At 61.8% G+C, this 26,476-nt stretch carries 25 protein-coding genes; 10 read left to right on the top strand and 15 right to left on the bottom strand.

Going from position 1 to position 26,476, the window contains the following annotated elements; genetic code table 11:
- Positions 1-159: 159 nt before the first annotated feature.
- On the bottom strand, positions 160-711 hold the full coding sequence (locus SNL23_RS19385) for a dihydrofolate reductase family protein (protein ID WP_076014185.1): 552 nt from the start codon (positions 709-711) through the stop codon (positions 160-162).
- A gap of 164 nt (positions 712-875) precedes the next feature.
- On the opposite strand from SNL23_RS19385, the gene lepB reads away from it, so the two are divergent.
- Positions 876-1,544, top strand: a complete 669-nt coding sequence (gene lepB / locus SNL23_RS19390; protein WP_318303151.1) for a signal peptidase I — start codon at positions 876-878, stop codon at positions 1,542-1,544.
- 144 nt (positions 1,545-1,688) lie between these two features.
- Here lepB and SNL23_RS19395 read toward each other — a convergent pair whose 3' ends face one another.
- The 7 genes from SNL23_RS19395 to SNL23_RS19425 form a co-directional block, all read right to left on the bottom strand.
- Positions 1,689-2,609 carry a sel1 repeat family protein gene (locus SNL23_RS19395; protein WP_318303153.1) on the bottom strand — a complete coding sequence of 307 codons (921 nt, stop codon included), beginning with the start codon at positions 2,607-2,609 and terminating at the stop codon, positions 1,689-1,691.
- A gap of 87 nt (positions 2,610-2,696) precedes the next feature.
- Positions 2,697-3,065, bottom strand: coding sequence for a Na+/H+ antiporter subunit G (locus tag SNL23_RS19400; protein ID WP_318303154.1), 369 nt, complete (start codon positions 3,063-3,065; stop codon positions 2,697-2,699).
- Positions 3,062-3,340 (bottom strand): K+/H+ antiporter subunit F, encoded by a 279-nt coding sequence (locus SNL23_RS19405; RefSeq protein WP_010209507.1) that lies wholly within the window; start codon positions 3,338-3,340, stop codon positions 3,062-3,064. The genes SNL23_RS19400 and SNL23_RS19405 overlap by 4 nt, the downstream gene beginning before the upstream one ends.
- The gene (locus tag SNL23_RS19410; protein WP_318303155.1) at positions 3,337-3,825 is read right to left on the bottom strand and encodes a Na+/H+ antiporter subunit E; all 489 of its coding nucleotides are present in this window, start codon (positions 3,823-3,825) and stop codon (positions 3,337-3,339) included. Before SNL23_RS19410 ends, SNL23_RS19405 begins: the two co-directional genes overlap by 4 nt.
- Entirely contained in the window at positions 3,822-5,504 is a 1,683-nt protein-coding gene (locus SNL23_RS19415) for a monovalent cation/H+ antiporter subunit D (RefSeq protein WP_076014180.1), read from the bottom strand. Before SNL23_RS19415 ends, SNL23_RS19410 begins: the two co-directional genes overlap by 4 nt.
- Positions 5,501-5,845 carry a Na+/H+ antiporter subunit C gene (locus tag SNL23_RS19420; RefSeq protein ID WP_076014179.1) on the bottom strand — a complete coding sequence of 115 codons (345 nt, stop codon included), beginning with the start codon at positions 5,843-5,845 and terminating at the stop codon, positions 5,501-5,503. Before SNL23_RS19420 ends, SNL23_RS19415 begins: the two co-directional genes overlap by 4 nt.
- Positions 5,845-8,766, bottom strand: a complete 2,922-nt coding sequence (locus SNL23_RS19425; RefSeq protein WP_076014178.1) for a monovalent cation/H+ antiporter subunit A — start codon at positions 8,764-8,766, stop codon at positions 5,845-5,847. The genes SNL23_RS19420 and SNL23_RS19425 overlap by 1 nt, the downstream gene beginning before the upstream one ends.
- A 186-nt stretch (positions 8,767-8,952) precedes the next feature.
- On the opposite strand from SNL23_RS19425, the gene SNL23_RS19430 reads away from it, so the two are divergent.
- On the top strand, positions 8,953-10,530 hold the full coding sequence (locus tag SNL23_RS19430) for an ABC-F family ATP-binding cassette domain-containing protein (protein WP_076014177.1): 1,578 nt from the start codon (positions 8,953-8,955) through the stop codon (positions 10,528-10,530).
- 5 nt (positions 10,531-10,535) lie between these two features.
- On the opposite strand, the gene SNL23_RS19435 is transcribed toward SNL23_RS19430, so the two are convergent.
- Complete coding sequence (locus SNL23_RS19435; protein WP_076014176.1) at positions 10,536-11,456, bottom strand: DMT family transporter; 921 nt, start codon at positions 11,454-11,456, stop codon at positions 10,536-10,538.
- A gap of 92 nt (positions 11,457-11,548) precedes the next feature.
- On the opposite strand from SNL23_RS19435, the gene SNL23_RS19440 reads away from it, so the two are divergent.
- The 6 genes from SNL23_RS19440 (at position 11,549) to SNL23_RS19465 (ending at position 17,472) form a co-directional block, all read left to right on the top strand.
- Positions 11,549-12,112, top strand: a complete 564-nt coding sequence (locus tag SNL23_RS19440) for a helix-turn-helix domain-containing protein (protein WP_076014175.1) — start codon at positions 11,549-11,551, stop codon at positions 12,110-12,112.
- A 154-nt stretch (positions 12,113-12,266) separates the two neighbouring features.
- Entirely contained in the window at positions 12,267-13,463 is a 1,197-nt protein-coding gene (locus SNL23_RS19445; RefSeq protein WP_076014174.1) for an SfnB family sulfur acquisition oxidoreductase, read from the top strand.
- A 12-nt stretch (positions 13,464-13,475) separates the two neighbouring features.
- Complete coding sequence (locus SNL23_RS19450; protein WP_318303157.1) at positions 13,476-13,817, top strand: acyl-CoA dehydrogenase; 342 nt, start codon at positions 13,476-13,478, stop codon at positions 13,815-13,817.
- The gene (locus SNL23_RS19455) at positions 13,817-15,196 is read left to right on the top strand and encodes an LLM class flavin-dependent oxidoreductase (RefSeq protein WP_318303158.1); all 1,380 of its coding nucleotides are present in this window, start codon (positions 13,817-13,819) and stop codon (positions 15,194-15,196) included. The genes SNL23_RS19450 and SNL23_RS19455 overlap by 1 nt, the downstream gene beginning before the upstream one ends.
- A 183-nt stretch (positions 15,197-15,379) precedes the next feature.
- A complete protein-coding gene (locus SNL23_RS19460) occupies positions 15,380-15,967 on the top strand; it encodes an AMP-binding protein (RefSeq protein ID WP_076014172.1) in 588 nt (195 codons plus the stop codon).
- A gap of 86 nt (positions 15,968-16,053) precedes the next feature.
- Positions 16,054-17,472, top strand: coding sequence for an FAD/NAD(P)-binding protein (locus SNL23_RS19465; protein ID WP_076014171.1), 1,419 nt, complete (start codon positions 16,054-16,056; stop codon positions 17,470-17,472).
- A 104-nt stretch (positions 17,473-17,576) separates the two neighbouring features.
- Here SNL23_RS19465 and SNL23_RS19470 read toward each other — a convergent pair whose 3' ends face one another.
- The 4 genes from SNL23_RS19470 to SNL23_RS19485 are packed head-to-tail and all read right to left on the bottom strand — an operon-like array spanning position 17,577 to position 22,206.
- Entirely contained in the window at positions 17,577-18,842 is a 1,266-nt protein-coding gene (locus tag SNL23_RS19470; RefSeq protein ID WP_076014170.1) for an efflux RND transporter periplasmic adaptor subunit, read from the bottom strand.
- Positions 18,832-20,313, bottom strand: coding sequence for a TolC family protein (locus SNL23_RS19475; protein ID WP_076014169.1), 1,482 nt, complete (start codon positions 20,311-20,313; stop codon positions 18,832-18,834). The genes SNL23_RS19470 and SNL23_RS19475 overlap by 11 nt, the downstream gene beginning before the upstream one ends.
- A complete protein-coding gene (locus SNL23_RS19480) occupies positions 20,306-21,505 on the bottom strand; it encodes an ABC transporter permease (RefSeq protein ID WP_318303159.1) in 1,200 nt (399 codons plus the stop codon). The genes SNL23_RS19475 and SNL23_RS19480 overlap by 8 nt, the downstream gene beginning before the upstream one ends.
- Positions 21,502-22,206: an ABC transporter ATP-binding protein gene (locus tag SNL23_RS19485; protein WP_318303161.1), complete on the bottom strand. Its 705-nt coding sequence runs from the start codon at positions 22,204-22,206 to the stop codon at positions 21,502-21,504. Before SNL23_RS19485 ends, SNL23_RS19480 begins: the two co-directional genes overlap by 4 nt.
- Positions 22,207-22,572: 366 nt before the next feature.
- Here SNL23_RS19485 and SNL23_RS19490 point away from each other — a divergent pair, with 366 nt between their 5' ends.
- Positions 22,573-23,325, top strand: coding sequence for a TetR/AcrR family transcriptional regulator (locus SNL23_RS19490; protein ID WP_076014166.1), 753 nt, complete (start codon positions 22,573-22,575; stop codon positions 23,323-23,325).
- A gap of 230 nt (positions 23,326-23,555) precedes the next feature.
- Here SNL23_RS19490 and SNL23_RS19495 read toward each other — a convergent pair whose 3' ends face one another.
- Entirely contained in the window at positions 23,556-24,401 is an 846-nt protein-coding gene (locus SNL23_RS19495) for an alpha/beta fold hydrolase (protein ID WP_076014165.1), read from the bottom strand.
- A 106-nt stretch (positions 24,402-24,507) separates the two neighbouring features.
- Between SNL23_RS19495 and SNL23_RS19500 the strand changes: the two genes are divergently transcribed.
- Positions 24,508-25,371 carry a LysR family transcriptional regulator gene (locus SNL23_RS19500; RefSeq protein ID WP_167663123.1) on the top strand — a complete coding sequence of 288 codons (864 nt, stop codon included), beginning with the start codon at positions 24,508-24,510 and terminating at the stop codon, positions 25,369-25,371.
- Here the strand turns inward: SNL23_RS19500 and SNL23_RS19505 are convergent, their stop codons facing one another.
- Positions 25,372-26,433: an FUSC family protein gene (locus SNL23_RS19505; RefSeq protein WP_076014341.1), complete on the bottom strand. Its 1,062-nt coding sequence runs from the start codon at positions 26,431-26,433 to the stop codon at positions 25,372-25,374.
- Positions 26,434-26,476 lie beyond the last annotated feature (43 nt).

Consider the following 26,476-nt stretch of genomic DNA (forward strand, 5'->3'; position numbering starts at 1 on the left):
GGGCACACCGAGCCTAGGCGAGGTGCCGAGTGGTGGGGCAAGAGCGTTTTGCTTACTTTTGCGCTGTTCAAAAGTGAGCCGCTGTAAGAGCGGAACCCATATCTGCCCTGACCAAAAAAACGGATATGTACTCGATTCAACCCACTCGCTCAATGAGCATCAGCGCTTGCCACTGACCTCATACAGGCTTTGAACAAACCCATTATCCGACGCATACGTGCCGATATGCCGAAGCTCATGCTCGCCACCCGACTGGCTGAACAAGGGAATCCCTTGACCCAGCACAACCGGAATACGCGTGATGATCATCTCGTCAATCAACCCCGCCTCAAGAAACGCCTGAATCGTCTGGCCTCCATCGATATACAGGTGTTTCATCCCGCGCTCGGCTAACGCTGCCACGAGGCTGGTGACATCCTGGCTCACCACCTCAACCTTGCCCTTCAACTCCGCAGGTATCTCAACCGATTGCCGAGAGAGCGCTATAACCGGCATACCCTCATAGGGCCACTCCGGGAAGGACAACACTTTCTCCAGGGTCTTGCGTCCCATCACCAAGGCATCAACCGTGCCAATGAAGTTTTCATAGGTCACACCGCTCAATTCGGCCCCGTCGTACTCCGGCCGATGAAGCCACTCGATATCCCCGTCAAGCCGGGCAATAAAGCCATCGACGCTGGCTGCGATAAAGACCGAGCATTTGATATCCATGGGGCGTGAAACTCCTTTTCTGTGGGCTTGAAAACACCGGCTGTGATTGGCCGGTAACGCTAATGTTAATTTAATCTTCCGATGCAATAAGCGACCATTACCCAAAATAACCATGGGTTGCCTGGCGCAGGCCGACACCCCTTTTTTTTGCAGTGCGAGGATCTATGCGCCGTTGGTTAATCCGCTACCGTTACGCAATCATCTTCTGGCTGTGCTTCGGCGTTTTCCGCACGTCCCTGGCCGACTGGAACCCCATCCCGTCCGGCTCCATGCGCCCGACGTTGCTAGAGGGCGACGTGGTACTGGTCAACCGCGTGGCATACGACCTCAAGTTGCCCCTGACGGACATATCCCTGGCCAAACTGGATAACCCCCAGCGCGGCGATGTAGTCACGTTCTCCTCACCCAAGGACGGCATCCGTTTGATCAAACGCATCGTCGGCATCCCCGGCGACACCCTGGAAATGCGCGATGAGGTGCTGTGGGTCAACGGCACACCGGCCACCTACAGTCATGGCCAGGACATCAGCGAGCCTATCGCACCTGGCCAGACCGTCCCAGGGATCAAACTGACCGAGCTTGCGAACAACAGCCAGCGCACGATTCAGTTCATGCCGACAGTACGGGCGTTACGAAACTTCGGCCCGGTGGTGGTGCCCGCCGACAGTTACTTCATGCTGGGCGACAACCGCGACAACAGTGATGACTCCCGATACATCGGGTTCGTGCCGCGTCGGCTGTTGATCGGACACGCCCACCATATCCTGGCGTCAGCGCAGATCCTGGACCATTGGATGCCACGATTGGGCCGATTTAGCGCGCCGATACTGTAGTGGGCTGATCACGCTTTCGGACCCAGCGCCCTTAGCGCGAACCATCAGCCGGGGCCGTGAAAAAAACGCTCGCAGAAACTACGCTAAGCGCTCGCAGCACGGGGTCGCGGTCGAATGTTGGGGGGCTTGCCACGGTTACCTCGGTTATTTCATATCGCTGTAGGTCAACCTGAACTCCGACAGGGCCGGATGATCGGCTTTCCACTGGCGGCCATACGCCTTGGCGGTTTCTATTTGCTCGGCGCTCAATTCGGTGCCCAGCTGTTGCAGGCAGGTCGCAGCCTCACGATGCCGGGCATTTTGCCGGGTGCTGTCCATGACCAACCAATACAGGCCATAGGCATGGGTCAGGTTGATGGGATAGTAGTAGCGGCTGGTCTCTTCGACATTGATACCGGCAAGCGCCGCGGCGTAGGTCATCACCCCGTCGAGTTCATTGAGGGCCAGTCTTTTTTCAAGGTGAATGCGCTGGTAGGAGAGGTTGCGGTAATAGGTTTGCATATTCCCCAGCCACGTCATCGCGGGTGGAAAATCCTTGAAGGCCGCATACCTCAACATGGAGTCGCGATTGTCACTGGCCTGGTTTTTGTCAAACAGCAGCGCGGCAATGTAATAGGCCTCTGCGCAGCCTGCATCACCTGCCTTGACAAGCCATGAACGGTCTTGGGTCAGCTCGTACAGTTGCAGCATCGCCTCACCGTCGCCTGCGTCGGCACGCGACTGGGCGAGGGTCTTGGCTTTGGCCAGGTTGGTTTCGCCACCCAGGCGCATCAGGGCGTACACATGATCCTGGTCGGCAGCCAGGCGATAGCACGCCTGGGCCTCGGGGCTGACACTGCCGACCCGGCGCCGAATGGCTTCGCCCAAGGCGTATTGGGAGGGGGCATCGCCGGCCAAAGCGGAGATGGTCAGGTGAGTTTCGCACTCTTCGAATTCACCGAGTTGATACAACTCGAGACCTCGCTTTTTGGCGGCCTGTTGCTGGGTGGTCAATTGTGAAATCAGCGCGTTCAGCGAGTTGAGTAAATCAAACAGCGTGGTCAGTGCATCGGAATGGGTATACATGGTCTTTACCTGTATCGGAAAGGTAGGTTGTCCGATAAAGGTACGAGGGGGAGTCATGGCCGGGGTGACAGATAGTTATCTGTATTTTCAGCTGCCGCTGTCGGTCCCACGGCTACTGACTTCAGCCGGTACATCGTCCCCCGCCATGCGCTTGCGAAACAACGCGGTCCTGGCCAGTAACAAGGTGGTCACCGGTACCGTGATCGACAGCAGGATCGGAATCAACCAACCGTGCAACACCGGCCCGGACTTGAGCACCGAAAAGTAGATGATCGAGGCCAACGCCACACACCACGCCCCCAGCGTCGAGGCCAGTGCCGGCGGGTGCATGCGCTGAAAGAAGTCCTTCATCCGCAACAGCCCAATCGCTCCAATCAGCGCAAACAGGCTGCTAAGCAGCAATAAAACCGCGACGATCACTTCAACCCACAGCGGTAACACACCCACATTGATCATTCGATCACCTCCCCACGCAGCAGGAATTTCGCCAGGGCAAACGACCCCACAAAACCAAACAGCGCAATCAACAATGCCGCTTCAAAATAGGTGTCACTGGCATACCGAATGCCCAGCACCAGCATCATCAGCATGGCCAGGATGTACAGGTAATCCAGCGCGAGGACCCGGTCCTGGGCCGACGGGCCTTTGAACAGGCGAATCAACGTCAGCACCATGGCCAGGGAAAACAGGAACAGGCTCAACAGGATCGCATTGGAGAGCAGGGCGCTCATTCGAAGATCTCCATCAGGGGCCGTTCGTAGGCGTGTTTGAAGTGCTCGATAAACTGCGCTTCGTCATCCAGGTCGAACACGTGGATCAGCAGGATGCTGCGGTCCAGGGCCAGTTCCGACCACACGGTGCCCGGCGTCACGCTGGTGATCATCGCCAGTACGGCCAGGCCGTTTGCATCCCGCAGGTCCAGCGGGATCTTGATAAAACGCGAGCGCGGAGGACGCGAACTGCAGACCAGGATGCCCCAGGCTACGGCAAGATTGGAGAGGATCACGTCTCGCCCCACCAGGAAGAACAAACGGATGATCACCCCCGGGCGGCGGATGCGGATCGGCAACGGGCGCAACGGCGCCATCATCAGCGGTGCGGCAAAACCGAGAATCGCACCCAGCAGCAGGTTGCCGGGGCTGACGGACAGGTTCAGCACCAGCCACAACAACCACAATGCCAACGACAGCCACGGGGCAGGGAACAGACGCTTCATGGCTGCATCTCCAATGCGGCGGCCTTGGCTTCAGGGCTCGGCACCGGGCGCGTCGCCATGACCGCCATCACATAATGCTCCGGGTTGTTCAGGCTTTCGGCGGCGGCCTGGGTGTAGCGCATCAGCGGCTCGGCCTTGAAGGTCAGGACGATGCTCAGGCCCAGCAGGAAGAAAATCGGCACGCACTCGAAGCGGCGCAACAGCGGCGACGGGCGTTCTTCCGGGGTCCAGAAACGCTGGATACCGAGGCGGGCGAAGGCGATCAGCGAGGCCAGGCCGGAGAAGATCAACAGCGCCACCAGGCCCCACGCCGCCGGGCGCACCGGTTCGTCGACGGCATTGCCCAGCCCCATCGGGTTGATCAACGCGCTGAGCAGGCTGAGCTTGCCGATAAACCCGGACAGCGGCGGCATGCCGATGATCAGCAGGGCACAGGCGATAAAGCTCAGGCCGAGGAACGCTACGGTCCAGGGAATCACCTGGCCGACTACGGCTTTCTGTTCATCGTCGAGGTTAGTGCCGGGCGGTGGATGCAGGGATTCCATGGCCTTGGGCAGGGCTTCGATTTCATCGTCCAGGGGCATGTCGTTGGCCGAGCGCGAACGCTCGATCAGCTCGGCCAGCAGGAACAGTGCGCTCAGCGCCAGAGTGGAACTGACCAGATAAAACAGCGCCCCGGCCGTCAGGCTTGGCTGGGCAAACCCCACCGCCGACAGCAGGATCCCGGCGGACACCAGAATGCTCAGGCTGGCCATGCGTTCCAGGCGTTGCGCGGCGATCATTGCCAGCGCCGCGCAGACGATGGTCGCCATGCCGCCATAGATCAGCCAGTCACCGCCAAACAGCGCCGAGGCCCCGGCCTGGCCGGAGAACAGCAGGTTCCACAGGCGCAGCACGGTGTACACGCCGACCTTGGTCATGATCGCAAACATCGCCGCCACCGGCGCACTCGCCGAGGAGTAGGCGGGTGCCAGCCAGAAGTTCAGCGGCCACATGCCGGCCTTGGCCAGGAAGGCGACGGCGAGGATACCTGCACCGGCGTGCAGCAGGCCGCGATCGGCCTCCGGTACCAACGGGATTTTCAGGGCCAGGTCGGCAAAGTTCAGGGTGCCGGTGACGCCGTAGATCAGCGCTGCGCCAATCAGGAACAAGGTCGAAGCCAGCAGGTTGATCGAGATGTAATGCAGCCCCGATGACACCCGCGCCCGACCGGAGCCGTGGAGCATCAAGCCGTAGGACGCCGCCAGCAGCACCTCGAAAAACACGAACAGGTTGAACAGGTCGGCGGTCAGGAAGGCGCCATACAGGCCCATCAACTGAATCTGGAACAGTGCATGGAAGCTGGTGCCGGCACGGTCCCAACGGGCCATGGCAAACAACAGGGCGCTGACGCCGATGATCCCGGTGAGCACCAGCATCATCGCCGACAGTTGGTCCACCACCAGCACGATGCCGAATGGCACCTGCCAGTTGCCCGGCAGGTACACGCCGATGGAGCCGGGGCCGCCTTTTTGGGTCCAGTACAGCAACAGCACGGCGATGCCGAGGCCGACCATGCTGGAGAACAGGTTGATCCGTGCCTTGAGCGGGCGGTGTTTCTCGCCGAGCATCAGCATCAGCGCGGCGGTCAGCAACGGCAGCAGGATCGGCGCGATGATCAGTTGATTCATCCAGGTCATTCCTTGGGCTCCCGGCCGTCCACATGGTCAGTGCCGGTCAGGCCCCGGGACGCCAGCAGCACCACCAGGAACAGCGCGGTCATGGCGAAGCTGATCACGATCGCCGTCAGCACCAGGGCCTGGGGCAGCGGATCGGTGTAGTTGAGCAAGTCTTGCGGCACGCCGTCCTTGATGATCGGCTCCTTGCCGATAAACAGGCTGCCCATGCTGAAGATGAACAGGTTGACCCCGTAGGAGAGCAGGCACAGGCCCGTCACCACCTGGAACGTCCGTGGCCGCAGGATCAGCCAGACGCCGGAGGCCGCCAGGACCCCAATGGCAATTGCGATGACTTCTTCCATCAGGCGGCTCCTCCTTGGCTGGCAACGGCTTTCGCCTGGTTGCTGGGTTTATGGGCACGCACCGATTGGTGGCCCAGGGCGGTGAGCATCAGCAAGGTCGAGCCGACCACCATGGCGTACACGCCGACGTCGAAGAACAGCGCGCTGGCGACGTGGATGTCGCCCAGCACCGGCAGGCTGAAGTGCCAGGTGTGGGTGGTGAGGAACGGGTAGCCGGCAAACAGTGCGCCAAGCCCGGTCAACGTTGCCGACAGCAAGCCAAAGCCCATCCAGCGCATCGGCCGCAGGCTCATCTGCGCCTCGACCCACTGGGTACCGGCGACCATGTATTGCAGGATGAACGCCACCGACATCACCAGCCCGGCGACAAACCCGCCGCCCGGTTGGTTGTGACCACGCATGAACAAATAGAACGAGACCACCAGGGCAATCGGCAGCAGCAGGCGCACCAGCACGGCCGGCACCATCATGAAGCCCAGGGCGGTGTCGCTGGCCTGGCGCGGGTTGACCAGGTCGGTGGCTACGTCGGGTGCGAGCTGGCGCTGTTGCGCCGGCAATTCCATGCTTTCTTTCGAAGGGCGGAAGCGGCGTAGCAGGGCGTAGACAGTCAGCGCCACGGCGCCGAGCACGGTGATTTCGCCCAGGGTGTCGAACCCGCGGAAGTCCACCAGCATCACGTTCACCACATTGCTGCCGCCGCCTTCGGGCAGGGCGCGGCTGAGGTAGAACGAGGAGATATCGTTGGGGGTCTGGCGGGTCAGCATCGCGTACGAGAGCAGCGCCATGCCGCCACCGACCACGGTGGACAGGAGGAAGTCCCGCAGACGGCGGATGCGTGCCTTGCGCAACGAGCTTGGCAGTGGCGAAACTTCTTCGATCCGCCGTGGCAGCCAGCGCAGGCCCAGCAGGATCAGCACGGTGGTGACCACTTCCACCACCAGTTGGGTCAGCGCCAGGTCCGGCGCGGAGAACCAGACGAAAGTCACGCAGGTCATCAGGCCGCACACGCTGACCATGGTCAGGGCCGCCAGCCGGTGGTACTTGGCTTGCCAGGCGGCGCCCAGGGCACAGGCGATCGCCAGCAGCCACAGGGTGACGAACACGATGGAGCCCGGGATCTTCGGCCGGTCGCCCCAACTGATACCGCTGTAGAGCATCGGGATCAACCCGGCGATCACTGCCGCCAGCACCAGCAGGAACAACTGGGTTTGCAGGCGCTTGGTGCTGATGCGTTTTTCGATCTTGCGCACCCCACGCATCATCACCACCAGGCAGCGCTCGAAGCCGCGCTTGCCGTTGAAGTAGCTGATGATCGGCGGGTATTTGAAGCGGCCCAGCTTGAGCTGCTTGCGCAGTAGCAGATAGAGCACGACACCGCCGGACATGGCCACCAGGCTCATGATCATCGGCGCGTTCCAGCCGTGCCAGATGGCGAGGCTGTACTCTGGCAGCTCACCGCCGACCACCGGCAGGGCGGCAGCGGCGAGGATCGAACCGACCACCTGGGCCGGGAAAATCCCCACCAGCAGGCAGGTAAACACCAGCAACTCCACCGGCGCGCGCATCCAGCGTGGTGGCTCGTGCGGAGTGTGAGGCAGGTTGGTGGCTTTAGGGCCGAAGAACACATCCACGGTAAAGCGCAGGGCATAGGCCACGCTGAAGGTACCGGCGATAGTCGCGATGACCGGCAGGGCGATTTCAACCCAGGCGGTGGCGGAGATAAATACGGTTTCGGCGAAGAACATTTCCTTGGACAGGAAGCCGTTGAGCAGCGGCACGCCGGCCATGGACGCACTGGCGACCATCGCCAGCGTCGCGGTAAACGGAATCAGCTTCACCAAGCCGCTGAGCTTGCGAATGTCACGGGTGCCGCTTTCGTGGTCGATGATCCCCGCCGCCATGAACAGCGACGCCTTGAAGGTGGCGTGGTTGAGGATATGGAACACCGCGGCGACGGCGGCCAGCGGGCTGTTGAGGCCCAGCAGCAAGGTGATCAGCCCGAGGTGGCTGATGGTGGAGTAGGCCAAAAGGCCCTTGAGATCGTTCTGGAACATGGCGCAATAAGCGCCGAGCAGCAGGGTAATGGCGCCGGCACCGCCGACAATCCAGAACCACTCTTCGCTGCCGGACAGCGACGGCCACAGGCGGGCCAGCAGGAACACGCCGGCCTTCACCATCGTCGCCGAGTGCAGGTAGGCCGACACCGGCGTCGGTGCAGCCATGGCGTGGGGCAGCCAGAAGTGGAAGGGGAATTGCGCGCTTTTGCTCAGGGCGCCGATCAGCACCAGGGCGAGCATGATCGGGTACAGCGAATGGGCACGGATCTGATCACCGGCCGCCAGGACCTGGTCCAGGTCGTAGCTGCCGACGATATGCCCGAGCAGCATCACCCCTGCCAGAAGGCACAAGCCGCCGGCGCCGGTGACCATCAGCGCCATATAGGCGCCACGCCGGGCATCGGCGCGGTGGTGCCAGTAGCCGATCAACAGGAACGAGAACAGGCTGGTGAGCTCCCAGAAGAAGACGATCTGGATCAGGTTGCCGGAAATCACCAAGCCAAGCATGGCGCCCATAAACGCCAGGAAAAACGCGAAGAAACGCGGCACCGGGTCTTCCGGCGACATGTAATAACGAGCGTACAGCGACACCAGGGTCCCGATGCCCAGTACCAGCATCGAGAACAACCAGGCAAAACCGTCCATGCGCAATACGAAGTTCAGCCCGAGGCTGGGCAACCACATGAATTCTTCACGTATCACGCCACCGTGGGCGATCTGGGGGTAGAGCAGGGCGACTTGAACCGTCCCGACCAGGGCGACGAGGCCGGCCAGCAGGGACTCTGTATTACGTGCGTTGTGCGGCAGCAAGGCCGCGAGACAGCTGCCGATAAAGGGCAGAAGCAGTAGAACTATCAGGGACATAGGCTTCTAATCTGCGGGAGTTTGGGATGCATCATACGTGCCGGAATCTTGATCACCAAACGGCAAGATGTGGCAGGATCCTACAAGGTAGGCTGAAAAAGACTGTTTGGCATTGTTTCAATGCCTGTATTCAGGGCAGGTATGCTGTTCAAAGGTTTTTTTCAGCCTGTTGCATAAGGACGTGTCATGACCCAACGATTGCTTCAACTTGACCATGTCGCCTACAGCCTGCCGGACGGGCGCATGCTGTTCGACAACCTGAACCATGCCTTCAGCGCCCGGGCGACCGGCCTCGTGGGGGCCAATGGGACTGGCAAGTCCTTGTTGGGCGCAATGCTCGCGGGCACCTTGCAGCCCACCCGCGGGCATGTGCGCCGTGAGGGCAGTGTGTACGCGGTGACGCAACTGCTGGAGCCCGAGCGCTATCCCACCGTAGCGGCGCTGGCAGGTGTCGACCAAGTGCTGGCGGCGTTGGCGCGTATCACCGAGGGCAGTCTGGACGAGCACGACCATGCACTGGCGGTCGATCAATGGGATTGCGCGCCTCGACTGGCGGCGGCCCTTGAACACATAGGCCTGGGGCACTTGGCTGCCGACTCGCCTACCGCGGCCCTCAGTGGGGGCGAACGCCAGCGCGTCGCTTTGCTGGGCGCCTGGTTGTCCAGGGCAGACTGGTTGATCCTCGATGAGCCCAGCAACCACTTGGACATTGATCAGCAACACAAGCTTGCCCAGCAGATTGATCGGTGGTCCGGCGGCCTGGTGCTGATCAGCCATGACCGTGGGTTGCTGGAGCACGTAGACGAGATTGTCGAACTGTCGCCCAAGGGCTTGGCGGTGTACGGCGGTAATTACAGCCACTATGCGGCGACACGGGAGCAGGAGCAGCAAGCGTTCCAGTCGGCGTTGCAGGGGGAGCGCGCGCACGCCAGACGTGAGCAGCGTGAAGCGGTCATCCAGATGGAGCGTCAGCAGCGCCGCAATGCCCGGGGCGACCGCCAGGCCCGGGATGGCAATCAGACCAAACTGATCACCAACGCCCAGAAAGAGCGCAGTGAAAACAGCCAGGGCAAGTTGCGCCTCAATCAGCAGCTGGCGCGTGAGCAGCAACAGCAGCGGATCGCCGAGGCGCGTGCACGGTGTGCGCCCGAGATCCAGCGCATGATGCTGTCGCCGGAAAGCGTGGTGCCTCAGGGCAAGCTGGTGTTGCAACTCAACGAGGTGGTGCTGCCGTTTGGCAGCCGCGCACCGATCAATCTCACCCTGACCGGCCCGATGCGCATGGCGATCCTGGGGGCCAATGGCAGTGGCAAGTCGACCCTGCTGCGGGTGATTGCCGGCCAGTTGCCGGTGGCTGCCGGTGAGTTGGCGCGCAGTTGCCATATCGGCTGGCTGGACCAACACGCCGGGCTGGAGCACCCCGAACGCACGGCGGTGCAATGGCTCTACGAAAGTAATCCGCTATTGACGCAAAGCGAAGCGCGTACCCGGCTGGCGCAAATGGGCATTGATGCTGACCGCGCGATGCTCGACACCTGCCAACTGAGCGGTGGCGAGCGCCTGAAAATTGCCCTGGCCGCACAGCTCTACGCCCAGCGTCCGCCGCAATTGCTGTTGTTGGACGAACCCGATAACCATCTGGACTTGCCCAGCCGGATTGCCCTGGAGCAAATGCTCAATCAATACCAGGGGGCATTGATCGTGGTGTCCCATGACGAGGCGTTTCTGCAATCCATTAACCTGGACGGCGAGTTGCGCCTCTGAGGCGTTTAACCCTGCTTTTCGTGTTCCAGTTCGATCTCGTGTTCGGCGAGCCGCTGCCGGCGGGTTTTCATCTCACTGACAATCACCGCCGCCACAATCAACGCCGCGCCCACCATGGCAATCGGTGGGAAGCGCTCGCCGGCAATCCGCCCGACCACGCCGGCCCACACCGGCTCCCCGGCATAAATCAGCGTGGCGCGAGTCGGCGAGACGCTTTTCTGCGCCCAGTTCATCGCCACCTGAATCACCGCGCTGGTGAGTCCCAGGCCCACCGCGCTGAACAGCAGCAACCAGGAAAACTCCGGCAGCGCCTCGCCCATCGGCACCACCATCAGGAACGACAGCACTGAAGCCGTGGCCAGTTGCACCACCGTCACCCGACGCACATCCACCTGCCCGGCAAAGGCGCTGATCAGGATGATCTCGGCGGCAATCGCCACCGCACCGATCAGCGTGGCGATTTCACCGGGGCTGAAATTCAGTGATGCCCCGGCCGGGCCGGTCAACAGCATCAACCCGGTAAACGCCAGCATGATGCCGATGCTCGGCATCAACCCCGGCCGCCGTCCCAGTACCAGCCATTGCAGCAGCGGCACGAATGGCACATACAGCGCAGTAATAAATGCCGACTGGCTGCTCAGGATCGTCTGCAAGCCAATGGTCTGCAAACCGTAGCCAAACATGATCGCCACACCGATAAAGCACCCGGCCTTCAACTCAAACAGCGTCAGGCCTCGCAGGCTGCGCAATGAAAACGCCCCGACGATCACAGCCGCCGCGGCAAACCGCAGGCCGACAAAAAACATCGGGCCGCTCACGGCCATGGCGTGCTGCACCAGCAAAAAGGTGCCGCCCCAAAACATGGTGATCACCACCAATACACATTCGGCTTTGCTGAAACGGGAAAACAATGGGGAGGTGGTCATGGCGGCTCGGTCTTGCACAGGAAGGGCGCGGACCGCACAATGCGCCGCAAGCTGGGCAGTATACTGCGCAACCCCACCCTGTGAGCAATATAGTGCACAAAGAAAATCCACAACGGGCCTCGGTCCTGCAACACGTCAGCCAGAACGTTCGGCGTTTGCGCCATGCGGCGGAGTTGAGCCAGACGGCGTTGTCCGAAAAGTCCGGCGTCAGCCGGCGCATGCTGGTGGCGATCGAGGCGGGGGAGAAGAACGTCAGCCTCTCGACCCTCGACCGGGTGGCCGAAGCCCTGGACGTGGCCTTCAGCGACCTGATCCAGGCCCCGGATGCCGCTGATCACAGCCGTATCAACGAACTGGCCTGGGCCGGTGACATCCCCGGCAGCAAAGCCGTGCTGCTGGCCAAAGCCACCGCGCGCCGCGAGGTGGAACTATGGGAGATGCGCCTGGAGCCCGGCGATCGCTACATGCCCGAACCGGACCCCGAGGGCTGGAGCGTGCAGTTGTTTGTGTTCGAAGGCACGCTGACGCTGGTGCTGGGTGACGAGGAAAAACACGTCGCCACCGGTGAGTTCCTGATGTTCGCCAGTCGCCACCTTCACGCCTATCGCAATGACGGCGAAGTGGCGGTACGGTTTGTGCGTAACGTGGTGATCTAACTGTTGGCAGCGCAACAGTGGTTGGACACTTTGCTGTTTTGAACCGCCAACGACTTCCCTGACTTACCGGCAACCCGCTGATTTCATTGATCATTGGATTCAGGCACGACTCCTGCAATTACCCCAGTATCTCTCTGGAGCCTGGAGTCGGCCCATGTCAGCCCAACCCCTGCAACCTGCCCACATCATTCGTTCAGACGCCGAAGCCATTGCCGTCGCCACCGAGCTGGCCAAGCGTTTTGCCGTCGAGGCCGGTGTGCGTGACCGCGAACGACGCCTGCCGGTAGCCGAGCTGGATGAATTTTCCGCCAGCGGCCTGTGGGGCATCACCATTCCCAAGGCCTACGGTGGCGCCGGCGTGTCCTATGTGACGGTGGCCGAGGTGATCAAGCTGATCTCCGCCGCCGACCCGTCCCTGGGGCAAATTCCGCAGAACCACCTGGGCGTCGTCGACATCCTCCTGCAAACCGCCAGCGAGGAACAAAAACAGGATTACTTCGCCAAGGTCTTGCAGGGTTATCGCTTCGGTAATGCCTTCTCCGAGGCCAAGAGCAAAAACGCCGGTACCTTTGATACGCAAGTGCGCTTTGACGGCGACAGCGCGTACATCAATGGCGAGAAGTTCTACTGCACCGGCGCACTGTTCGCCCATATCGTGCCGACTGTGGGCGTCAACGAAAAAGACCAGGCCTTCATTGCCTTTGTCGAACGCGACGCGCCGGGCCTGCAAGTGATCGACAGTTGGGACGGGTTTGGCCAACGTACCACGGCCAGCGGGGGCGTGACCCTCGACGGCGTGAAGGTGCCGCTCAGTGCGGTGATTCCCGCCCACCAGGCGTTCGATCAGCCCACCGCCAACGGCCCGATTTCGCAAATCATCCAGGCGGCCGTCGACACCGGCATCGCCCTCGGTGCCCTGGAACAAGCCAAGATTCATGCCCGCCAGGCCCGGCCCTGGATCGACAGCCAGCAGGATCACGGTTGGCAAGACCCGTTCACCATTGCCGCCATCGGCGACCTGGAATGGCGGGTCCACGGCACCGAAGCGATCCTCGCCAAGGCCGGCGTTGCCGTAGACCAGGCCTTGGCCAATCCCAACGAAGACACGGTGGCCAACGCGTCGCTGGTGGTCGCCCAGGCCAAGGTGTTGTCAGCCGAAACCGCGCTGCTCGCCAGCAGCAAACTCTTCGAACTGGCCGGCACCCGTTCGGTGTCCGGCAAGCACAACCTCGACCGCTTCTGGCGCAACGCGCGCACCCACACCCTGCATGACCCGGCCCGCTGGAAATACCACCTGATCGGCAACTTTGTGCTCAACGGCGTCAAGCCTGCACGCCATGCCTGGAACTGAGGAGCTTTATCCATGACCGCACTGAATCAGGCGCGCCAACTGCTGGAAAGCACCCGGCGCTTTGTCGAGAAAAGTGATGACCCCTACGTGATCAGCCGCTTCGGCGATTTGCAGATTCGCGTGGAGGTCGCGGCCGCTTTGTTCGAGCGTGCCGAAACCCACCCCAGCCCGGTTGCCCTCACCGAAGCGCAGATCGCCGCGGCCGAAGCCCTTATTGCCGCCAGCAACGCCGAATTCGAACTCACCGGCCAGCGCACCGCACTGCCAGCAACCCTTGATGATCCCTTGCGCTGGAAATACCAGATTGTCGGCAACTACCACCTCAACGGTGTCGCCCCCCGGAGTACTGTTTAATGCCTCGTGAAATTCGCTTGAATGCTTTCGACATGAACTGCGTCGGCCACCAGTCGCCGGGCCTGTGGGCGCACCCGCGTGACCGCTCGTGGCAGTACAAGGACCTGGAGTACTGGACCGACCTGGCGAAAATCCTCGAGCGCGGCAAGTTCGACGGCCTGTTTATCGCCGATGTGCTGGGCATCTACGACGTCTACAACGGCAACGGTGACGCGGCGATTCGCCAGGCCACCCAAGTGCCGGTCAACGACCCGCTGTCGCTGATCGCCCCCATGGCGCTGGTCACCGAACACCTGGGCTTTGGCCTGACGGCTTCACTGTCCTTCGAACACCCGTACCCGTTCGCCCGGCGCCTTTCCACCCTCGATCACCTGACCAAGGGCCGCGTCGGCTGGAACATCGTCACCTCGTACCTGGAGAGCGGCGCGAAGAACCTCGGCCAGAAAGCCCAGACCGAACACGACGCGCGCTACGACTATGCCGAGGAATACCTGGAGGTTTGCTACAAACTCTGGGAAGGCAGCTGGGAAGAGGGCGCCGTGTTGCGCGACCGCGAGCGGCGGATCTTCAGTGACCCGAGCAAAATCCACGAGATCCGTCATGTCGGCAAACACTTCCAGGTGCCCGGCATTCACCTCTGCGAGCCTTCGCCACAACGCACCCCGGTGCTGTACCAGGCCGGCGCTTCCAGCCGGGGCAAGCAGTTCGCCGCCGAGCAGGCCGAATGCGTCTTCGTCGCCGCACCGTCGAAAGTGCTGCTGAAGAAAACCGTCGCCGACATCCGCCGGCGTGCGGCTGAGGCAGGCCGTGATCCGAAGAAAATCCTGATCTTCAACCTGCAAACGGTGATCGTTGGCGAAACCGACGCCAAGGCCAAAGCCAAGTTTGAAGAGTACAAATCCTACGTCAGCTACGAAGGCGCAATGGCCCTGATCTCCGGCTGGACCGGTATCGATTTCAGCCAGTTCAAGCCCGATGAACCCCTCAAGCATGTGCACACCAACGCCATTCAATCGGCCGTGGAAGCCTTCTCCACCGCAGACCCGAACAAGGTCTGGACCCCGAATGAACTGGCAGACTGGGTCGGCATCGGCGGCTTCGGCCCGTTGTTTGTCGGCGGCCCGGAAACCGTGGCCGACCTGTTGCAGGAATGGGTTGAAGAGACCGACGTGGACGGCTTCAACCTGGCCTATGCATTGACCCACGAGACCTTTATCGACGCGGTCGAGCTGCTGGTGCCGGAGCTGCAGAAGCGTGGCGTGTACAAGACTGAGTATGCCCAGGGCACCCTGCGGGAGAAGTTGTTTGGAGACGGCGCGCGCTTGGCGGACAACCATCCCGGGGCCAGCTATCGTGACCTGAAGGCCACTGCGATCTAACGGGAGAAACTGAATCAATGTGGGAGCTGGCTTGCCTGCGATAGCGGAGTATCAGCCGGTAGAGATGCAAGCTGACTCACCGCCATCGCAGGCAAGCCAGCTCCCACATTTGATCTTCATCGATCCAACGATTTCAGCCAGCGGACCACCGCATGCTTGTGTCACCAATAGGAGCATCACCCTATGAGCGTGCATGAACTCGAACTTCCGCTGGATGTGGAATGGCCCGCCGAACGGGTCACGGTGCTGCCCGAGGCGTTGGCGCAACTGCGCCATTGGGCACAAGTGACCCCGTTGCACAGCGCCCTGCGCCACAAGCGTGACGGCCAGTGGTACGCCTGGCGCTGGATTGACACCCTGCGCGACGTCGAGCGTCTGGCCGATGGCTTGCGTCAGCAGGGTTTTACCGAACAGTCGCGGCTGGCCCTGAGCGGTGCCTTCGAACCCGGTTTGTTGCTGCTGGCCCTGGCCGCCCAGGTGATCGGTGGCCAAATCCTGACCCTGGCGGACGACCTGGAGCCCGCCGCCTTGCAGCAACAGGTGTGGCGCATTCGTCCTACCCACGCATACATCCAAGGGCTGCAGCCGGTGGCGCTTGTGCAACAGGTCGGCCCCGTGGACACCTCGCAACGGCTCTGCCGTTGGTGGCAGCCATCCGGCAAAACCGAATTGTGGAGCGAGGAGAGCACCCACTGGCAAGGCGGCCTGGCGACGGTGCTGGCGCAATGGCTGAGCAGCGGCCAAAGCCTGGGCTTCCCACAGTCGGGCTGAACTAGGCGTCCCGGGTCGATGTGCTGGATACTGCACGGGGCGATTTTTACCACAACCATTCAGGCAGACAGTAAGGGCGCAATTTCATGAGTGAAACCGAACGCGGACAGGCGACGAGCGCCATTCGCAACGCTGATGTGCTGATTGTCGGCGGCGGCCTGAGCGGGACGATGCTGGCGGTGCAACTGCTGCGCCTGCCGGGCAAGCGGCAGATCCTGGTGATTGAACCGCGCCAGGAACTGGGGCGCGGCGAGGCCTACAGTGCGGTGGAACTCGGCCACACCCTGAACGGCAACGCCGCACGTATGAGCGTCGACCCGGACAACGCCGATGACCTGACCCAATGGCTGACGGATTACATTGCCAAAGGCGGTTGGCCGGAGTCGGACCAACAACACGTGCCCATCAGCGAACTGTTTCCGCCCCGCGGAATTTTTGGCTTGTATGCGCAACAACGGCTGGCGGAGGCCAGGGCGCTATCGGCGTCGACCGTCGAGCATGTCCGGGCTGAGGTGACAGACCTTGAGGTGGATGAACACGCCACGCTGCTGACCTTGAGCGACGGCCAGCAACTGCGCGGTGCGTTTGCCGTATTAGCCACCGGCATGTTCCCGGCAGCGCGTACACCTCAGACCGAATCCAGCGGCTTGAATGCCGCGGCGGTCGACCCGTGGGATGTGCAGGCCATGACCCAATTGGACCCGCACTCCACGGTGCTGATCATCGGTTCCGGGCTGACCATGGTGGATGCCGTAGTCTCACTGGAACAGGCCGGCCATCGCGGGCCCATCGAGATTTTTTCGCGCCACGGCCTGCTGCCCCACGTGCGCCGGCAGCCGCCGGCCTGGGTCGATTTCCTGGGAGAAGACCACCGCTTGCGCAGCCCTCGGCAATTGCTGCGGGAAGTACGCCGCCAATGCAAGCTCGCGCTGGAGCAGGGGATTGACTGGCAAGCGCCGCTGGACACTGTGCGCGCCAATATCGGACGTTTGTGGAGCCAGGCCAGCGAGGCGGAGAAACGCCAGTTCGTGCGGCATATTCGGCCTTGGTGGGAAAGCCATCACCACCGCTCGCCGCCCCTGAGTGCCGAGTTGGTGGCGCGGTTGCACGGGGAAGGGCGGTTGCGGATTCGGGCAGCTTCGTACAAGGGGCTGGTGCCTTCGGCGGGTGATGTCACCATTCGCCTGCGCCCTCGTGGCGAGCAGGAAGTCGTCCAGGTGTCAGGGGCGGCGCTGATCAACTCCAGCGGGATTGAATACGACTGGCGGCGCGTGGCCAGGCCGTTGCCCCGACAGTTGCTCAAACGTGGGTTGATTCAACCCGGGCCGTTGGCCTTGGGGATTGCGGCGGATGTGTCGGGTGCCGTGCTGGACGCCCACGGCCAGGTCAGCCAGCGACTGTTTGCCATGGGCCCACCGTTGCGCGGGATGTGGTGGGAAAGTACCGCGGTGACGGATGTGGCGATTCAGGCCAAGGCCCTCGCCGCCAGGTTGGCACACCTCTAAATCTAATGTGGGAGCTGGCTTGCCTGCGATAGCGGTGGGTCAGCTGCATTTTTATCAACTGACAGATTGCTATCGCAGGCAAGCCAGCTCCTACAGGTCGGGGTTCATGGCCCGACCTTCACAAACCCCGGCTTCAACCCAAACACCTCCACCCCCTGCGCCGTCGACTGCCCGGTTGTCACCGTCACCCGCTCCACCGGCTTATCCATCGCCGCGCGATATTCCACAGTCGTCACCCCCTCCCCGCGACTGATCGCCTGGGCCGGCACGACAATCGCCTGGTCATTGTTGTAGGTCACGATGGTCAACCGCGCACTCATCCCCAACCTTACCCGTTGCAGCTGCTGCGGCGTCAGCTTGGGAATCGACAGGGTTACCGGAAACTGCGCGCTGCCCTGGCTGTCGCTGGCAATCGCCAAGCCACTGACCACACTGACCGACCCTGTCAGCCGTTCCCCGTCAAACCCGTCGCCCAGCACCTCCACCGCCTGCCCTTGGTGCAACTGGTTGATATCCAGCTCCGAGACCTTCGCGACGATTTTCAGCTTCTCGATGTTCGCCAGCCCAAACAGCACCTGGCCCTGGCTGACCTTGCTCCCGGCCTGCACCGGTGTGTTGTTGTTCCCGCCACCCTGGGCCGATGAGTTACTGCCCGGCGCCGGCACCACAATGCCGGAGAACGGTGCCTTGACCTCCTTGCCATCCAGCAAGGTGCGCAGGGCGTCATATTTCACCGTGGCGTTGGTCAGCTCCATATCGGCGATCTGTCGGTATTCGCCCTTGCCTTGCTCCATCGCCTGTTGCAGTTCGCCACGGGCGGCCACCAGGTCCAGCTGTTGCTGGGTGGCCTGTTGCTTGAGGTCATCGAGTTCGTTGCGCGGGATGATGCCGCGCTTGAACAGGTTCTCGCTTTCGGTGAGTTTGCGCTGGGTGTTGCTGGCGGTCATCTCGGCGGTGCGCAGGGTGCGGCGGGCGCGCCCGACTTGCTGGCCGCTGTCCCAGTCCTGCATTTCCTGCACGGTGCGTCGGGCCTTGAGCTGCGCCGAGAGGGCGTCGCGCAGTTGCACTTCAACGGTGGCCGGGTCCATGCGCAGCAGCACCTGGCCGGCTTCCACTCGCTGGCCCTGTTCCACCAGGTTGGCCTGCACATTGCCGTCGAACGGTGCGGTGAGGGTGATGGTGGTGTCAGGCTCGATCTTGCCCACCAGGCCGATCTGATGCACCAGCGGGTCGACTTTCACCTCCAGCCACTGTTCGGCGTTGCCGGTCGGGTTGGCGGCCGGGCTTTGACGGCTGAGCAGCGTGATGCCGACACCGGCCACCAGCACAATCAACACGGCACCCAGCAGGCGCTTTTTATTAGTAGTCATTGAGGGCGATTTCCCAACTTTCCAGCGTCATGCCCAGGGTCAGGTCGAACTGAGTCTGGGCGTTCAAATAGGCAATCAGTGCATTGAGCCGCGAGTTTTCGGCGTTGCGCAGGTCGGTTTCGAAACTCAGTACCTGGAAGTTGGTGGAGCGCCCGGCGCTGAGTTTTTCCCGTTCGATTTCGATCTTGCGCTTGGACAACTCCACCGCCCGCTGGGAAATTTCATACTGACGCCAGCGGGTGCCCAGGTCGCGTACCACGTCGTTGACGTCGCGCTCCAGTTGCTGGCGCGCGTCGGCGATGATGATCTCCTGGTTTTCCACGTCGACTCGCGCGTGCACCTCGGCCTGGTGGGTGCTGATATCACCGATGGGAATCTGCACCTGCACACCGGCGTAGCTGTCCCAGCGCCGGTTATTCGAAGAGCCGTTGTCGTTGTCGGTGGCGGCCCGAATCTGGTTGGCGCCGGCCACCAGGTCCACTTGCCAGCGTCCGGAGTCCTTGGCGATCACCAGGTTGAGGTCGGCCTGCTGGCTGCCGAGCAGGGTGGCGAGGTATTCCGGTTGCTGGTTCTGCGCCAGGAGGAAAGCCTGGCGCTTGTCGATGTCCATGCGCTTGGCTTCAAGGGCTTCGGTAGCACGGATAGGTGTCGACAGGTCGAGGGCCAGCAGGCGCAGCAGGGCCAGGCGGCTGGTGTCCAGTTGGTTCTGGGCTTCTTCCACTCCCAGTTGCTGGGTGGCGATATCGGCTTCGGTCTGCACGATCTCGAACTCGGCCATGCGCCCGGCACTGATCAGCGCCTTGTTCACCTCCAGCAAGGTGTCGGAGCGCTTGAGGGCGTCCTGGACGATGCTTAACTGTTCCTGAGCCCGCAGCAGTTCGCGGTAGGTGGCGATGATATTGCTGATGGTCTGCGCCACGTTGGCCTTGAGGTTCAGGCGGTTGGCCTGCTCCGCCAGGCGTGACAGGCGCAGCGGCGCGGTGGTGGCGTTCCAGCCGGCGCCACGCATCAGGGGCTGGATCACCGACAGGTCGAGGCCGTCGCTGCGGTAGCGCCCGGCGCGATCGGCATTGTTCAGTTGCTGGGTCCAGTTCATGCTCAGCCGCGTGCCGTACTCACTGAGCAAGGTGGCATTGGGCGCGAGGTTAGCGTTGCGGGAGCTGTCTTCAGTGCCTTTAGTGGTGCGGTAATAGCTGTTCAGGGTCAGCTTGGGGTTGAAGGTGTCTTCGGCCACCCGCAGGTCGAATTTCTGCGCCACCCGCTGCAGGTAGGCGCTGCGAATCGCCGGGTTGTTGCGCAGGCCCAGGTACACCGCATCCCCCAGGGTCAGTGTGGTGGACTGGGCATTCAGCGACACACTGCGTTCGTAGCCACTGCGGGTGGTACTGGGCGCGGAGGGGCGAATCACCACGTCGGCGGCCACGCTGTGCAAGCTCACCAGTGCGATCAACAACAGCAGCCGTTTATTCATCGCGCAGGGCCTCCACCGGCTGCAGCCGCGAGGCGGAGACTGCCGGGTAGATCCCGAAAAACAGACCTACCAGCAACGTACTGCCCACCCCCAGCGGCAGCGCGGCCACCGCCAGGGAAAACTGCCAGCCGGACAGCCAGGCATACAGATACGCGGCGGTCATGCCCAGCACCGCGCCGCACAGTGCCCCCACGGCAGTCAACGTCACGGCCTCCAGCAGGAACAGGTTGCGAATGTCTCGTTGGCGCGCGCCGAGGGCCATGCGAATCCCGATTTCCCGGCGTCGTTCCGAGACGTTCATCAGCATCACGTTCATCACCCCGACGCCGCCGCCTACCAGGGATATCGCGCCCAAGGCCAGCAGCAGGTAGGCGAAGGTGCGGCTTTGCCGGGTCATGCCGTCGATCATTTGCTGGGGCACCTGGATGTCGACATCGTGGTCGGTGAGTTGGCTGCTTAGCGCCACGGTCGCCTCTTGGGCAACACGTTCCATATCCTGGCCGGGGGTGGCGCGGATAATCACATTGCCGACTTGCGGGCTGGCGTAGATCCGGCGCATGCCCGGTGCCGGCAAGAACAGCGATTCGTTGGCTTGTACCGGGATCAGCATCGCCCGGGGCTGGCTGTGCAGAATCCCCACCACCAGGAACAGGTAATCGTTGATGCGCACCCGGTCGCCCAGTTGCAGCGGGTCGCCGGGCGCGCTCAAGGCCTGGACGATCTGGTCACCGATCACCACATAGGTTTCGCCCGCATCGAAACTCGACAGGAAACGCCCGTCGCGCACGGATAGACGCATCGCGTCCTTCAAGTCTGGCGTCGTGCCAACGAAGCTTGCGTTGAAGGTGCGGCCATGGAACACCACTGGCCCGCTGAACAGCGAGACCGAGGCGATATGGGCGATGCCGGGCACGCTGCGGCGCACGGCTTCCAGGTCGAGGCTGGCGGGCATCTGTGCGTTGCTGGCGCCTTTGGGTGGAAATTGCGCCACCAGGGTGTCGGTGCCCATGTCCTTGAAAATCATCGCCGCGTCCTCGGCGGCGTTGTGCCCGATATTGATCAGTGCCACCACTGAGGAACTGCCGATGACGATACCCAACAGGGCCAGGATCGAGCGCTTGCCCAGGGTGCGCAGGCTGACAAACGCCTCGTGCAGCAACTGGCTCAGGCTTTGTTCGATCCGCAGGCTCATAGGCGCCCGGCCTCTTGCACCACGCCATTGCGCACCAGGATCTTGCGATTCAGGCGCTCGGCGATATGCGGGTCGTGGGTGACAATAATCAGCGTCACCTGCTGCTCGCGATTGAGCGCCAGCAGCAGGTCCATGATCTCCTGGGCGGTGGTGCTGTCGAGGTTGCCGGTGGGTTCGTCGGCGAGGATCACCGACGGGTTGCCGACCAACGCCCGCGCGATGGCGACCCGTTGGCGCTGGCCGCCGGAAAGGTCGGCCGGGCGATGGTGAGCGCGGTCGGCCAGGCCCACCTGGTCGAGCATGCGCAAAGCCTGTTCTACCGAGTCATGGCGTGATACGCCGCGATAGCTCAGGGGCAGGGCAACGTTGTCCAGGGCGCTGAGGCGTGGCAGCAAGTTGAAGCTTTGAAAGACGAAACCGATCTGCTGATTGCGGATCGCGGCGAGTTGGTCGGGGCTGGCGCTGAAGATGTCATGGCCGGCGAAGCGGTACTGGCCACAGTCGGGCAAGTCGAGCAGGCCGAGGATATTGAGCAGGGTACTTTTACCGGAGCCGGACGCGCCGAGGATGCCGCAGCTGTCGCCGGTTTGGATGGCCAGGCATACATCATTGAGAATCGACAGGTGTTGACCGGCCAGCTGATAGCTTTTGCCGATGCCTTGCAGGGAGATGAAGCCTGGGTGCGCGGGGGTATCTGTCATCGTGACTACGCCTGCAGCCTCGACAGCGCCGTGCTTCCCCCGAAAATCCTTGTAACAAGTTCAGGAGCTGCCTGGTACGCGTCACGGACTGGTTTTATTTCTTGTTTTTAAAATATTGTTTGAATACTAACCGCGATCCAGCTGTTCCGCCAGCCATGGATATAGAGCGGTTTTACCCTTTGAAACGATTCTTGAAAGAGGCATTTCAAGCGCTTAAAAAGTCCTTCGACTACCCTCAACGAGCCCGTCGCTGTTGGCTTTGAATAGTATGGCGCAGTGTCACTACTTGCTTTCGGGCAGCGGCCCCGGTATAAAAAATCAAATTATTTTTTAAAACAATATTTCCGCAGTGGAACCCCACCCCCTATGGTCGCGAAGAAACTCAGCGCTCCAAACGTTACCAAGACTCGATTGCTGGATGCGACAGAGGCTCTTTTCATCAAATACGGTTATGACGCGGTTTTGTTGCGGCAGATAACCGAAAGGGCTCAGGTCAATCTCGCTGCGGTGAACTACCACTTCGGGGACAAGGATTCCCTGATGAAAACCCTGCTGATGCAGCGCCTGGAGCCGCTCAACGAGCAGCGCCTGGAGTTGCTGGCAAGGTGCGAAGCCGAATCCGACGGCCCGCTGGACTGCGACACTTTGCTCGGCGTGCTGTTCGCGCCGGCCATGGGCCTGGAGCGCAGCGATCCGGCCAGTGGGGAAGGGCGTTCATTCATCCGCTTCCTGGGACGGGTGTACAGCGACACTTCGCCGTTTATCCAGGAATACCTCAAGGTGCATTACCAGCCGGTGTTCCAACGCTTCTTTGAAGCATTCGCCCTGGCCTTGCCGGACTTGCCGCGTAATGAGTTGGGGGTGCGCCTGCAATTTGCCCTCAAGGCAATCTCCGGGGTAATGGCCGGTACCGAGCTGCGTTTGCTGATGAATTCCATGAGCCTGGGGCGGCCGGCGACGGACGCCGAGGTGATGGCTAAGCTGATCACCCTGGTGTCGGCTGCGATTCGCGTGCCGCAGCAAAGCCCCGAAGCTGAAACGGCCCTGGCGCGGGTGCTCGACACTCAGCGTGCGATTCGTGAGCAAGCGTCGTCGCCTGTCAACAAGGTTGCTCGCTGACACATCAAGGCCGGCTCGCAATGAGCCGGCTTGCTTGATCCCACCTGTACACATCCTTGCGAACACTCAAATCCCGGGCAAAAAAAAGCCCGCTGGGGCGGCGGGCCTTGATGTGCAACGTTTGTAACGGATGAGGCTTTACCCTACGTCTCTGGATGTGAATAAAACGTGAAAAATATGTAAGAGAAAGTGTGAAGTCTAATGGCTTGTGTAAACCCGACAAATGGCTGTCAGCGTTGACAGTGAGCCCGGCCAATAAAGTCCAAAAGGTACTTGCTCACCCGTTCAGGCGCATCCTCCATCAGAAAGTGCCCGGCGTTCTCCACCACGTGCAGCTCTGCCCCACGAATGTCCTGTTGCAAGCGATGTGCATAAACCAGCGGCTGCCATTCATCTTCAGCGCCCCACAAAATCTGCACCGGCAAATCCATGCCCGGCAGGCGCTCAGCGAAATCGGCGGTATACCGCGAGTCGTAATGCGCCACCTGATGCTGGTAGAACGCCGGCTGGCCGATAACGCCACTGATCGGCGCCAGGTATTCCTCCAGCAGCGCGCCCTGCATCACGCTCTTGTCGGACACGGCCATGGCCAGTTGTCGGATCATCAACGTGCGGTGTTCATCCGGCGCCATGCGCGCATGTTCGGCAAATCGCTGATGAATCCCGCGCCAGGTGGGTGATGGCCACGAGTCATAGCTGGGCGCGTCGGCAACCGTCAATGAGTGCACCCGCTGTGGATGGTCAAGGGCAAACAGCAGCGCGTTGACGCCGCCGATGTCATGGCCCACCAGGTGCACACGCTCGAGCCCCCAGTGGTCCAGCAAATCGCCAATCAAGCGGCTTTGCACAGCCACCGACGTATCCCCCTGGAGTGGACGCTCCGAAGCGCCAAAACCCAACATGTCGAACAGGTGGACCTGCATGCCGGCGGCAGTCAGGCGTGGCACCACCTTGCGCCAGATGATGGAGTGGGCGGGCGTGCCGTGCAGCAACAGCACCGGCAGCCCCTCGCCATGGCGGCCAGTGGCAATGCGCCAACCGTTGATCAGAGCGGTTTCGTTAAGCAGGGCAGTCATGACAAGTCCTCGCAGTGAATGAAGGCTTTACCCTAAAGCGCAGCTGGTCATGACACCAATGACAACTTACTCTCTACCAATCCTGTTTTTGTCATAGGTGTTGATCATGAACCAGCGACTGCCCATCGATGTGCTGCGTGCCCTGCAAACCGTGGTCGAAACCGGCAGCGTTACCCGTGCAGCCGAGCGCCTGAACCTCAGCCAGTCGGCGGTCAGCTGGAAGATCAAGCGCCTGGAGAAACAGCTTGAGCGACCGCTGATCCAGCGCGACGGCCAGCGCTTGGTGGCCAGTGACGACGGCGCGCAGTTGTTGATTCATGCCCGGCGCATCCTTGAAGCCCATGACGCAGCATTGGCGCATTTCAATCCGGTGCAATTGCAAGGTTCCATTCGCCTGGGCGCCACCGAACAGGTGCCGATGGCCGAATTGTCGAACTTGCTCGGTCAGTTTTCTCGGCAGCACCGCCAGCTGGATGTGCGGATCGTAGTGGAACAGAGCCACGTACTGCGCCAGGCCCTGGTGGACCGTGAGCTGGACCTGGCGCTGCACCAGGATTTCATCCCGCGTATCGAAGCGCGGGATCAATTGCTGTGGACCGAACAGGTGCACTGGTGCGCCCGGCCCGGCTGGCAGTACACCGCTGATTCTTGCGTGCGGCTGATCACCTTCGGCCCCGGCTGCTTTTACCGGCAACTGGCGCAGGAACGCCTGAGTGCAGTGGGGATTCGTTGGCAGGTGGTGGTGGAGTGCGGGTCGGTGGAAGGCGTGGTATCGGCCATCGCCGCCGGGCTGGGCGTCGGCCTGCTCAGCAGCGACCACCTCGACAAGCGTGTGGAAGTGCATCGCCCCTTCGACCAGCAGATGCCGTTGCCCGAAGTGGCGAACGTGTTGCGCTTTGCCGAGCACAGCCCCGAGCCCCGGTTGCAGGCATTGCAGCAACTGTTGGTACAGGCGCTGCACCGGGGCTGATCAGATTTTCCAATGGCTGGCGGTTTTAGCCAGCCGCTGGCGCATGCCATCAATATTGGCCGCCAGTTGCAGGGTCAATAACCGGTAACCATCCAGGGCGTTGACCACCGGCACTTCAAAGGTCTGCTCGTGGGTCGGCGTATTACTCGGCCGTTCCAGCCGGTCGGTCGCCCCGGATTGCAGCGCCCGCGCCATGCCGATCAACTGCACCCGAATCTGCCGATGCTCGGCCTTCAACCCCACCTGCATCCGCGCCAGGGCTTCCTTGTCCCGCGGATCGGGCCGGGTGTTGCCGAGAATCTCCAGGGTGCTGATGCACATCCGCAAATGCCGCTGCAGGGTGTCCAGCTCGGTCATGGAAATCCGCACTTCCTTGGACACCGACGGCATCAACGAGCGCAATTGCAGCATCGCCGCATTCAGTCGATTCAGCAGCTTGAGGTGCTCATCATCGGTGACCGACTGGCCGCTGATGATCCGGCTATAAATCGCTGCGCAATCGCGCAAGGCACTGGCCAGGTTGTAGCGCCAGGAATACACCGCATACAGCGGCAGTGCGAAGGAAAACGCCAGGGCCAGCACGATGCCGATCAGAATGTCGACGGTGCGCCACAACCCGTCCGACAACGGATTGTCGCCATGGCCGGCGACGATAAACACGGTGATTGCCGACAACAACGCAATGTACCCACCCTTGCCGATGGCGTGATAGGAAAAGAACCCGCACACCACCGACATCAGCAAATAGGTCAACAGCGGCTGGCCCAGGTACGTCTCCTGCACCACCAGCAGCAAACCGACGCTGGCACCGATCAACGTCCCGTAGGCGCGTTCGACGGCTTTTTTGCCGATATTGCCGTGGTGCTGCAAGCCGCCGATCACGATCAACATCGTCACCGAGGCCCACTCACCGTGGGGCAGATTGATGCCGGTGGTGAGCAGGATCGTCGCGAGCAACCCAATGGAAACCCGTACCGCATGGATCAATTTGGCGTGACGGTAGCGCCGATACGGGTCCAGCAGAGGGCGCAGCAAGCGGCGCGCGAAGAGGGGCAAGTGCAGGTTCATCAATCTGGATGTGGCCTCGTCAATAAGGATTCACACG

The organism is Pseudomonas sp. SED1, assembly GCF_034044025.1.
Classification (GTDB): Bacteria; Pseudomonadota; Gammaproteobacteria; order Pseudomonadales; family Pseudomonadaceae; genus Aquipseudomonas.